The organism is Mesoplasma tabanidae (genome assembly GCF_002804025.1).
Classification (GTDB): domain Bacteria; phylum Bacillota_I; class Bacilli_A; order Mycoplasmatales; family Mycoplasmataceae; genus Mesoplasma; species Mesoplasma tabanidae.
Window position 1 is genome coordinate 633761 of record NZ_CP024969.1, and the last position, 10822, is coordinate 644582.

Below are 10822 nucleotides of genomic sequence, written 5' to 3' on the forward strand. Positions count from 1 at the left end.
TATATATAAAAAAATAAACTATTAAATAATTTTAAAGAAATTTTCCATTTTCTTGTCTTTATTTAATAATTTATTCCCAATTTTATAACCAATTAAAAAGTAATCAATAAAAATATTTATATCAGAATTCGTTAAATACTGGCTTTTCCCCATTCTTCCAATATCTGTTGTTACAAATTTATTCCTTATTTTGTTTTCCATTAAGTGCCCATAAACATACATTGATATTGTGTGTGTAGCACTAACTATAATTTTTGGATTATGCTCTATTACTTTTTCTATGATGCTTTGTACATGTTCAAATGAATTTTGTTTTAATAAATAATTTTTAACTGTGTTATTTTGAATAGCATTTGTAAATGACTCAGATCTGTATTTACCAGTTGTAATATCTTGTTTGTTTAAACCTATAAAAGCTATTTTTTCATTTTTATAACTCTTATCTATTTTTATTGCAAGATTTTTAAAAATTTCTTTATCATCAATATTAACAGAATTTATTCCTTCAATATTTCTGTTATATACAATCAGTTTAGTAGATTTTATTTCTTGAATTTGCAATATTAAATTAGATGAAGTGTGTTTAGGTAATAACAATACAATTCCATAAGGATTTCTCATTGTAAGATATTTTAAATCTTTTTGATAAATTTCACTATCAGAAGAAGAAAGAAAAATAAAGAAGTTAATATTTTGCTGCGATAATGAACTTTTTACACCGTTAACAATTTCCATATTAGCTGTTTCATCATTATTATAAGGAAGTATTAAATAAACGTCTTTACTAGGCTTTTTAATATTTGATGCTGCAAAGTTAGGAATATAATTAGTTTCAGATAAAACTTTATTTATTTTTGTTTTAGCTACTTCAGAAATATTATAGTTATTAAAGTATCTTGAAACAGTTCCTATGCCAACCTCTGCTTTTTCAGCAATGTCATGATAAGTCATTTTTTGTTTTTTCATATTTTTCCTTTTTTTAATTTTCTATAAATTAATTATATTACTTTTATGAATTAAAAAAAGTGCCTAAAAGCACTCTAAATTATATGAAATTATTTTTTAAAAAACATTGAAGGCTGAGTCATTTCTTTTGGAATTTCTAACCCCATGATATCTAAAATTGTTGGTGCAACTTTAGCAATAGCTGGATCAAATCCACTTAACTCAATTGTTTTATCAGTAACAATAATTGGTACTAAACTAGTTGTGTGTTTTTTATTCGGTCCACCATTTTCATCAATCATAATTTCTGCATTACCATGGTCAGCTGTAATAACCATTACACCATTGTGTTTTAATACAAATTCATCATGAATACGCTTCAATTGTTCATCTAAAACTTTTACTCCTTGAACAGTTGCATCATTGTTTCCTGTATGTCCTACCATATCACAGTTGGCAAAGTTTAAAATAATTAAGTCAAATTCATCTTTTTTAACTTCTTCTAATAATTTATCTGTAATTTCTACAGCTGACATTTCTGGTTTTAAATCATAAGTCGCAACTTTTGGTGAAGAAATTAAATCTATGCTTGCATGCGGTAAAGAAATTTCTTCTGGTTTTGCTAAACCATTTTTAAAGTAATCATTTCCTCCATCAAAAAAGAAAGTAACGTGAGCAATTTTTTCAGTTTCAGCAATTCTTAATTGTTTTAGACCTAAACTAGAAATGTATTCTCCTAAAGTATTAGTTAATGGAGTTGGTGGATATGCTATAAATGGTGATGATACGCTATCTGCATATTTCATTGTTGAAACAAATCTGATTTTGTCTGCAATGAATTCAGCACCTTTAAATGCTTCATCACTTCATGCTGCATAATTTTTGTTTGTTATGATTGATGCCATTTGAATAGCGCGATCAGGACGGAAGTTTGTAAAAATCATTGCGTCATTTGCTTTTAATTCTGAATCAACAACACTTGCATTGTATGCTGGTACAATCATTTCATCATCTAATCCATTTTCGTATGCTGCTTTAATATATTCAATTGGATCAGTAAATTTAGGCTGATCAACTTTTCTTTCAGTCATTGTAATATACGCTTCTGCACTTCTTTCAAATCTTTTATCGCGATCCATTGCAAAATATCTTCCACTAATTGAAGCTATTTCACCAATGTTGTTGTTATCCTTAATAACTTGTAATAATTGTTTAATATATTGTTCTGCTACTTTTGGAGCTGTGTCTCTACCATCAGTAATTAAATCAAATTTAATATTTTTTAAACCAAATTTAACAGCAGCTTTGTACATTGAAATCATGTGGTTCATGTGTGAATGAACTCCACCATCTGAGAATAAACCCATTAAGTGTAGTGAACTATTGTTTTCTTGAACATATTTAAAAGTATTAACCAATACTTCATTTGTTGAAAAACCATCAACTTTTACTTCATGATTTAATTTTGCTAGAGACTCCATGTTGATTCTTCCAGCACCTAAATGAATATGTCCAACTTCTGAATTACCCATTTGTCCTTCTGGTAAACCTACTCATTCACCTGAAGCATGCGCTTTAACTCATGGGTACATATCCATCATTTCTTTTACAAATTTTTGATCAGCATTAGCAACTGCATTACCAGCGCTAGCTTCTTCAATCCCTCAACCATCTAAGATGGCCAAAATAACAGGTTTTTTAGCTTTCATTTATTTCTCCTTATTGCTTTTTAGAATGTACTTGTTAACAAATTCTGCAACTGCACCTTCTGTATTTTCTTTATCTATATATATTTGGGCAACTTCTTTAATTTTTGGTTCTGAGTTTTTTAGAGCTACTCCAATTCCAGCATGTTCAATCATTGGTAAATCATTCATACCATCTCCCATTGCTGCAATATTTTTTAGTGGAATATCAAAGAATTCTGATAATCAATTAATAGCAAATTTTTTATTAATTCCAGCTGCATTAATCTCAGCAATTTTTCCATCATTTGTTGCAATATTTAAATTAAATTCTTTTTCAAATTTATTGTAAAGAGCATAATTACCGTTGAATCCCAAAATTTTAAAAAAGTTAAAATTGAAATTATCTTTAACATCTTCATATATTAGATATTCTCCATCAAAAAATTTTCCTTCTCAGTGACATTCTTCATTAAAAACATCATCAACTTTTCTTGAAAGAATAACTGTATTTAAATCATCAACATATCCTCAGAGAATTGTTTCAGTATTTTTAACTTCTTCAAATAATTTTTTAGCTTGGTCAGATTTAATTGGACTACTTTTTAAAACTTTTTCAGTATTCAAATCATAAATACACCCTGAGTTGCATCCGATTAAAATTGCATTTTCTTCGGCCAAATTATGTGCTTTTAAATTATTTGGTTTTGCTAAAACTGGTCTTCCAGTAACAAAAGCTACTTTAGTACCAGTTTTTATAGCATCTTGTAATGGTTTAATATTAGACTCGATAATATTTCCCATCTTGTGATAAGAAGTACCATCCATATCTAAAACTAAAAGTTTAATTTCATTCATTAATTATTTTTTATAGTTGATTAATGCAATAAAATCGTCAGCTTTTAATGAAGCTCCTCCAACAAGTGCTCCATCAATGTTTGGTTGTGACATTAATTCAGCAATGTTTGATGGATTAACACTTCCACCATATTGAATAGTTATTTGCTGTGCAGTTGTTTCGTCATAAATTTTTGTTAAATTTTTACGAATAGCTTCACACACTTTTTCAGCATCTTCACTTGTTGCAGTTTTTCCTGTTCCAATAGCTCAGATTGGTTCGTAAGCAATAATTGTTTTTAATGCATCTTCTGCACTAATTCCTTTATAAGCTTTTTTAATTTGTGCATTTACAAATGTAACAGTTTTTTTAGCTTCTTTAGTTTCTAAAGTTTCACCACAACAAATAATTGGTGTCATACCTGCAGCTAATAATGCAGTAGCTTTTTTGTTAACTGTTTCATCAGTTTCAGCAAACATTTCTCTTCTTTCTGAGTGACCAATAATAACATATTGTACTCCTACTTCTTGTAACATTGAAATTGAAACTTCTCCAGTGAATGCTCCTTTTTCTGCAAAGTGAACATTTTGTGCAGCAATTTTAACATTTTTTGCTTTTTCAATTCCTGTTGATAATAATGTAAATGGTAATCCTAATCCTGCAACTACATCTGATTTTTTAGCAGCTTTGTCAACTTTTTTTAAGAAAGTAACAAGTTCAGCATTAGTTCCGTTCATTTTTCAATTCCCGAAAATTACTTTTTGTCTCATGATATTTCTCCTCTTGTTTTTTGTACATTTTTAATTATATAACAAATAAGAAAATCAATGAAATAAAAAAGATAACAACATTTAAGTTGTTATCAAATCTTTTAAGCACCTACTCAAGTATTAACTTTAGTTTCTTGAATTGCATTACCATATTTAAATCTTAAAATTGCATATTGAGATCCAAATAACTTATTTTTGATTTTTGGTTCAATAACTCAGTTAAATATACCATCATTAATAGAAACTTCTTCAATAAACACGTTAATTTTTTCTTCTGTGTTGCTTTCTCTATCAGAACTTGTTGCTGACACTATGCTAGAATCTAAGTCTTTTTTGTAATTATGAATTATAAACTTATATCTAAATGTAGCTCCACTAACATATAATTCTAATTTTTTTGTTGGTCAATCACCAATTTTTTCTAAATAAGGTAGCGCCCAAACATTAGCACCTATTTCAACTTTTTGATTTTTATCATCGTCTTGATATAAAGTTATCTTATTTTTTACGTCATCTTTTGCAGTTGTTGAAATTTTAATAATTACGTATTGGCGATTTCCTTCAACACCAACTTGTCCATCAATTTCAACTTTTATGTCTGAATTATCTGTTTCAACACCAAAGTTTTTACCTGATAAATTTTGACCATAAATTTTGTATGAATTATTAGACGGATTTCTCATATCAAAAGTTAAAGATTGATTTTGTTCAAATTCAGCAGGCATATATCATGTACCATTATTAATAAATGATTTTTCTCCTGTAAACCCTATTTTATAAGTTAGCGCAACTTTGTAAGATAAATTTTCTTTTTTAACTCATTCAAAATAAATTTGATCGATACCATTGATTGTTGCTAAATCATTTTGAACTTGATTTTGTAGATCATCCTCTTTTCCTTCTTTTCAATTGTAATTATTTTTAATATTATTTAAAGTTTTATTAATGTGCTCTGATATATTAGTTTCTGATTTTGAAACCAAATTAAATATAGAGACTATTTCTCCATTTAATTTTAAACCAATTTGTACTTTTACATTTTCAGGTAATGCTTTAATAAATTTATAATGGAATATAAATTTTTGTTGATCTTGAGAATCTTGCATTAAACTTGTTTCAATATAAGTTGAAACGGGAAAACTATTTTCATTTCCTTGCAGTTGTGAAGTAATTACAAAAGTATCACCCTTAACTTTATCAAAATCTTTTGTTGATATATCTAAAGTTGTTTCATGGTTTAAGTATCAACCATACTCTGATTCTAATTTAGTTGCTATTTCAGGTTTTGCCAATATTGATGTTGTAAATTCTATTCCGTCATCTTTTTCTTCTTCATCTCAGACCTTAATAACAGCTTGAATATTCTTATTGTCATTAGCCGTTAATACAATTTTTTCATCAGCGTATTTTGCTGTTATTGATGAATTATCTGAACTAACAGATATTTTCTTATTAGCTAAATTTTTACCTTTTAAATCAACTGATATAGTTTGATTTTTTCTCATGTCAATTCATTGATTTTCAATTTTATCAAAAGTTGCAGATTCGTATTTTAATAATGTTCCACTTATTGAAGGTGGTCCAAAAAAATCGTTTGAATAACTGAATTTAATATTATATTTAAACGTCGCTTCATCCTCTCAAGAAAATTCGGCATTTAATATTCCTTCAATTTTTAAATTGGTTTCAACAGCACTTTTTGCAGAAACTGAATTCTTATATTCTTTTATTTCAAAAATGTTTTTAGCTGTTTTAATAGCATCTGAAAGATTTGTCTTAAGTTGAATTACTCCTTCAGCAGTTTCAGGCCCTTGACTTTTATCATCATATTTTATTGAAATAGTATAATTATAAGGCGCTCATTGGTCTCAAACTAAGTTTGTGCTTTTGACCCCTTTAATACTTTCAAAGGTTTCCTTAATTATTTTAGCTGCTAATACTTTTGATTCATATTTTTTATTATCTTTACTTATAGATTGATTTGCAGCATAAATATCTGTGCTTAAATTATTTTTTATATTAATTAATACATCTTTTTTTTCTGGTCCTTGAACATTATTTTTATAAGTTAAATTAACTTCATATTTTAATTGGCTTCTTGCATTTGCTATTTTTGCAACAACAACTTGATCAACACCACTTATTGATTTAAATTTTGATTTAATTGTTTCTTTAGCTTCTTCTTCACTTTTATAATAAGTTGTGCTCAATTCTTCAGCAAGTTTATTTACATTATTTTCATTATCTATTTTAATTATTACATCAAACTCTCCTGATGATGTTTTTGGTCAAACATAACCTTCTTTTAATTTTGCTTTAATGTGAATAGATGAGACTGAATCACTTCCGTAGATACTACCAACTAATGATTCTAAACCTTCAGTAGTTCAATCTGATTTATTCTGTATATCTGTTATTGCATCTTCTTTACTATTAAATGTTCCCTTTTCATTTAAATACTTTTGAATTTCTGCTTTTAATAATACCTGGCTGGTTTCCTTATCAGCTGGTTTTGGATTTGTAGTTCCGCCTTTATTTTTATCACCCTTAAAAGAACAAGACACAGCTGTTGTGCTTGCTCCTCCAACAATACTAACCGCAGCTAGTAAAGTAATTGTCTTTTTCATTTCCCTAACCTCTTTCTTATTTTTTATTAATAAAAAATTAGTTAGTTAAAGGTGGCATATTTCTCAGTTTTGTAATTTTAATATTTTTTGTTTTTAAAATTTTAAAAACTAATTCATTTTTTTTAATTGTATAGGCTAAAAAGTGTTTTATTAAATTAATAAAAACTAATTCATTATTTTTATCACAGTCATCATTTTCATTGTTTGTAGGTTCATATTTTTCAATTCACAAAGTTAAATCAACTTCTCCATTTTCCTCAATTAGTCAATTCTTTTTGAATATATAACTTATTACTATATATAAAATTAAACTTATTAAAATAATACTTATAACCAAAAAAACAATAGTTACAATTTGAATTGGCAAAGGCAAACTTTCTTTAAATTTGTCAATAAATACAAATCGTACAAATTTAATTACTAAAAATGGTAATGTTAAACCTAAAAGTTTAAATATTGATTTTATATTTTCTTTTTTATATAAGACTTTAATATTTTTGTTTTTAATTAAATCTTCATCATTTCTTGAAATAAATCTCAAAGTTTCAGAACTCAATAATACTATCAATATAATTGAAAAAAAATTATTCGCCTTTTCAATAATCATGTTAGTTTCTTGATAATTATTAGTTTTTATAGCTTCAAAAGATAATAGAAAGGCAAACAAAACGTATGCACAAACTATTATGTAACTTGATATATAAACTAATCTTTTAAATTTTGGTGCATGCATTTTGTTAACCTCCATTTTATTTATAAATAATTTTACTCCTTAAAAAATAAAAAAAGCACATATGTGCTTAATTTTTTTTAGTGGTGGTTGTGGACGGAATTGAACCGCCGACACGCAGAGCTTCAATCTGCTGCTCTACCAACTGAGCTACACAACCGATGGCGACCCCAACGGGACTCGAACCCGTGATCTCCTCCGTGACAGGGAGGCGCGATAACCAACTTCGCTATGGGGCCATTAAAATGGTTGCGGGGGCAGGACTTGAACCTACGACCTTCGGGTTATGAGCCCGACGAGCTACCAACTGCTCTACCCCGCGATAAAAAAATGGCGGAAGATGAGGGATTCGAACCCCCGCTCGGGTTTCCCCGACTCTCGGTTTTCAAGACCGATCCCTTCAGCCGGACTTGGGTAATCTTCCATGTAATATTCAAGTTGCAACCATATTATTAACTATTGGTGGACCTTATTGGACTTGAACCAATGACCGTCCGGTTATGAGCCGGATGCTCTAACCAACTGAGCTAAAGGTCCTTTAATTATGGTAGCGGGGGCGAGATTTGAACTCGCGACCTTTCGGGTATGAACCGAACGCTCTAACCAACTGAGCTACCCCGCCGTAAAAAAATGGTGGACCCTATCGGGATCGAACCGACGACCCCCTGCGTGCAAGGCAGGTGCTCTCCCAGCTGAGCTAAGGGCCCACAAAAAAAATATAATGGTCGGGAAGACAGGATTCGAACCTGCGACCCTTCGGTCCCAAACCGAATGCTCTACCAAGCTGAGCCACTTCCCGATACGACATGTTATTACTTTTTCAATAATAACATTAATAATTAAATTGGTGCGCCCGGAGGGACTCGAACCCCCAACCTTTTGATCCGTAGTCAAACGATCTATCCAATTGATCTACGGGCGCATTTGTTATTATTGGTACACCTTAATTTAAGGGACTTTTTTATTATAAATAAGTTTTGTTAAAAAAACAATAGATTTTTTGCAAATTTAATTTTTACAAAAAAAATCATTCGGAGTACCCGAATGATTGAATTTTATTGGAGGCGGCAATCGGATTCGAACCGATGATCAGGGTGTTGCAGACCCATGCCTTAGCCACTTGGCTATGCCGCCATTAAAGGACTATATAAGTATATAAAAAAAATCTTCTTATGTAAATTAATAGTTGAATTTTTAGGTAATTAAAAAATCAGGCTTTTATATAGCCTGACTAATTTTTGATTATTTTTTATCTATTCTTTTAACTATTAAATATCTATACAATGTTGAAAAACCAATATATATTGCTGCTATTACAATAACAAATATAAAGAATCAAGCAATACCTGAAACACCTAATAAACCATCTTTACCAGGTGTTGTAACCTGTAAAAAGAAATAAGGGTAGGCATACATTGAAGTTGAAGCAGTTCCACCAGCTTCTTTAATTAATCCTCTAATAATTGCATACAAACCATAGCTAATTAAAGTTATAATTCCTTGAATTCAATTTTTATGTAAAAACTTAATTGAAATATTTTCTTTAGAATCATGTTGCATTCCTAAAAGCACGTATAAGACGAACGCTATAGGTACAAATGTATGAAAAACTTCATTTTCAATTACAGATGCAACACTTGGGAATAGTGCTTGAACTAGTGATTCACCATTACCCAAACCTGTTGCAATAACAGTTGGTCTTAAACTTAATTGATAAATTAAAAATGTAATTGTTATAAATGTTGATGTTAATATGGCACCATTTGTACCAATCAATCCTTTTGCTCCTTCATTTTTTGGTTTAATAAATGAAACAGTCACTCAAACTAAAACTAATATATTACTCAACAAAGTAAAAAATGAAGTTCTAAATCAAATGTCTTCAAAAGGTTGATAATTTGCATGTAGTGTTTTAGCTTCACCAATAAATGTAAAGTTGATAGATGTTATTATATTAAAAATTGTTTCACCATTTGTTTTTGAAGAAACTAATCAATCATATTTTCCACTTTTTAATGCTTCATCAATTAAATCTGAAATGCTTCTAATATTTTTTTCCTTTATTAGATCATTTATCTGATTAACATAAATGCTTGAATTAATAATTGGTCTCAAGTAACTCATAATTAGTACTGCTAGTAAAATTGTTACAAATGATAATTTAAATCAAAATTTTCAGTCGTTAACTTCATAGTTAGCTAAAAATCATTTTTTAGCATTTTGTTTTTTTAAACTAAAATAATTATTTTTCATTTTGCACTCCTTTCTCTATCTTTTTAATAATAATATAATTGTATAAAGATATGAATCCTACACAAATAATTGCTATAACTATTATAAATATTAAAAATAAAAATATTCCTGGTAACTCAATAGCTCCCATCTTTACCTTTGCTTCTGTAACTTGTAAGAATGGGTATGGAAATGCTTGCTGACTAGATCCAGGTGTTCCACCAGCAACCTTTAATAATCCTCTAATAATAGCATATGTACCATAAATTACTAACCCTAGAATTCCATATACTCAAGTTTTCTTCAATTCTATAAAAGAAAGTTTGTCTTTTGCTTCTCATTTAACTACATGCAATATATAACCAATAAATAACAACGGTGCTACTGTATGAAACATTTCATTAACAAAATAACTCATAAAATTATTATCTATAGTTGAAACAGTAATTCTTAGTATCAAATTGTAAAGTAAAAAAGTTACTGTTATATATGCTGCAAAAATAATTGATGTTTTATTATTCAATATTCCTTTTCTTCCCTCATTTAAAGGTTTGAACAATGCAACATACATTCAAATTAAAATTAATAAATTACTAATTAGAGTAAAGAAGGAAGTCATTTGAACAAATTGCTCAAATGGTTGGTAACCTGCATGTAATAATCCATGACTAGTTTTTGTGAAAACTAATCTAGCTTCTGTTGCCTTTGAAATATTTAAGTTAGTTAAAACTTCACTTAATTTTTCACTAGTTATTTCAGAATTTAAATTTAATGCATTAATTTGTTTAACGACTAAAGATAAATTAACAAATACTTGAATATAACTAAATAACACTACAAATGTCATTAAAGCTACAAACAAAACTTTATATCATAGTCTTCAGTCTTTTAAAGAATAGTTTTTGTATCAATTTGTAAAATATTCTTTTTTTAGTTTAAAAAACATTCTTCTATTTCCTTTCAAAATAAAAAGCATATAACTTTTTTAAGATTAT

At 28.5% G+C, this 10822-nt stretch carries 8 protein-coding genes and 10 tRNA genes; all 18 read right to left on the reverse strand.

Annotation, left to right across the window (positions count from 1 at the left end; genetic code table 4):
* Nucleotides 1-21 precede the first annotated feature (21 nt).
* Nucleotides 22-966 carry a LacI family DNA-binding transcriptional regulator gene (locus MTABA_RS02820; RefSeq protein ID WP_100679663.1) on the reverse strand — a complete coding sequence of 315 codons (945 nt, stop codon included), beginning with the start codon at nucleotides 964-966 and terminating at the stop codon, nucleotides 22-24.
* 89 nt (nucleotides 967-1055) lie between these two features.
* Complete coding sequence (gpmI, locus tag MTABA_RS02825) at nucleotides 1056-2654, reverse strand: 2,3-bisphosphoglycerate-independent phosphoglycerate mutase (protein ID WP_100679664.1); 1599 nt, start codon at nucleotides 2652-2654, stop codon at nucleotides 1056-1058.
* A complete protein-coding gene (locus tag MTABA_RS02830) occupies nucleotides 2655-3488 on the reverse strand; it encodes a Cof-type HAD-IIB family hydrolase (RefSeq protein WP_100679665.1) in 834 nt (277 codons plus the stop codon).
* 3 nt (nucleotides 3489-3491) lie between these two features.
* Nucleotides 3492-4238 carry a triose-phosphate isomerase gene (gene tpiA / locus MTABA_RS02835; protein ID WP_100679666.1) on the reverse strand — a complete coding sequence of 249 codons (747 nt, stop codon included), beginning with the start codon at nucleotides 4236-4238 and terminating at the stop codon, nucleotides 3492-3494.
* A 101-nt stretch (nucleotides 4239-4339) separates the two neighbouring features.
* Nucleotides 4340-6865 (reverse strand): hypothetical protein, encoded by a 2526-nt coding sequence (locus MTABA_RS02840; protein ID WP_167373335.1) that lies wholly within the window; start codon nucleotides 6863-6865, stop codon nucleotides 4340-4342.
* A gap of 37 nt (nucleotides 6866-6902) precedes the next feature.
* The gene (locus MTABA_RS02845; RefSeq protein WP_100679859.1) at nucleotides 6903-7598 is read right to left on the reverse strand and encodes a hypothetical protein; all 696 of its coding nucleotides are present in this window, start codon (nucleotides 7596-7598) and stop codon (nucleotides 6903-6905) included.
* A gap of 81 nt (nucleotides 7599-7679) precedes the next feature.
* Nucleotides 7680-7755, reverse strand: a tRNA-Phe gene (locus MTABA_RS02850).
* Between the two features lie 2 nt (nucleotides 7756-7757).
* A tRNA-Asp gene (locus MTABA_RS02855) sits at nucleotides 7758-7834 on the reverse strand.
* 7 nt (nucleotides 7835-7841) lie between these two features.
* Nucleotides 7842-7917: transfer RNA gene (locus MTABA_RS02860), tRNA-Met, on the reverse strand.
* 9 nt (nucleotides 7918-7926) lie between these two features.
* Nucleotides 7927-8019, reverse strand: a tRNA-Ser gene (locus tag MTABA_RS02865).
* A gap of 36 nt (nucleotides 8020-8055) precedes the next feature.
* A tRNA-Ile gene (locus tag MTABA_RS02870) sits at nucleotides 8056-8132 on the reverse strand.
* An 8-nt stretch (nucleotides 8133-8140) separates the two neighbouring features.
* Nucleotides 8141-8217, reverse strand: a tRNA-Met gene (locus tag MTABA_RS02875).
* Between the two features lie 9 nt (nucleotides 8218-8226).
* Nucleotides 8227-8302 (reverse strand) — tRNA-Ala (locus tag MTABA_RS02880).
* Nucleotides 8303-8317: 15 nt separating this feature from the next.
* Nucleotides 8318-8394 (reverse strand) — tRNA-Pro (locus MTABA_RS02885).
* Nucleotides 8395-8440: 46 nt separating this feature from the next.
* Nucleotides 8441-8517: transfer RNA gene (locus MTABA_RS02890), tRNA-Arg, on the reverse strand.
* A gap of 137 nt (nucleotides 8518-8654) precedes the next feature.
* Nucleotides 8655-8729: transfer RNA gene (locus MTABA_RS02895), tRNA-Cys, on the reverse strand.
* Between the two features lie 108 nt (nucleotides 8730-8837).
* Nucleotides 8838-9848: a hypothetical protein gene (locus MTABA_RS02900; RefSeq protein WP_100679667.1), complete on the reverse strand. Its 1011-nt coding sequence runs from the start codon at nucleotides 9846-9848 to the stop codon at nucleotides 8838-8840.
* Nucleotides 9838-10773: a Pr6Pr family membrane protein gene (locus MTABA_RS02905; protein WP_100679668.1), complete on the reverse strand. Its 936-nt coding sequence runs from the start codon at nucleotides 10771-10773 to the stop codon at nucleotides 9838-9840. The genes MTABA_RS02900 and MTABA_RS02905 overlap by 11 nt, the downstream gene beginning before the upstream one ends.
* Nucleotides 10774-10822: the final 49 nt, after the last annotated feature.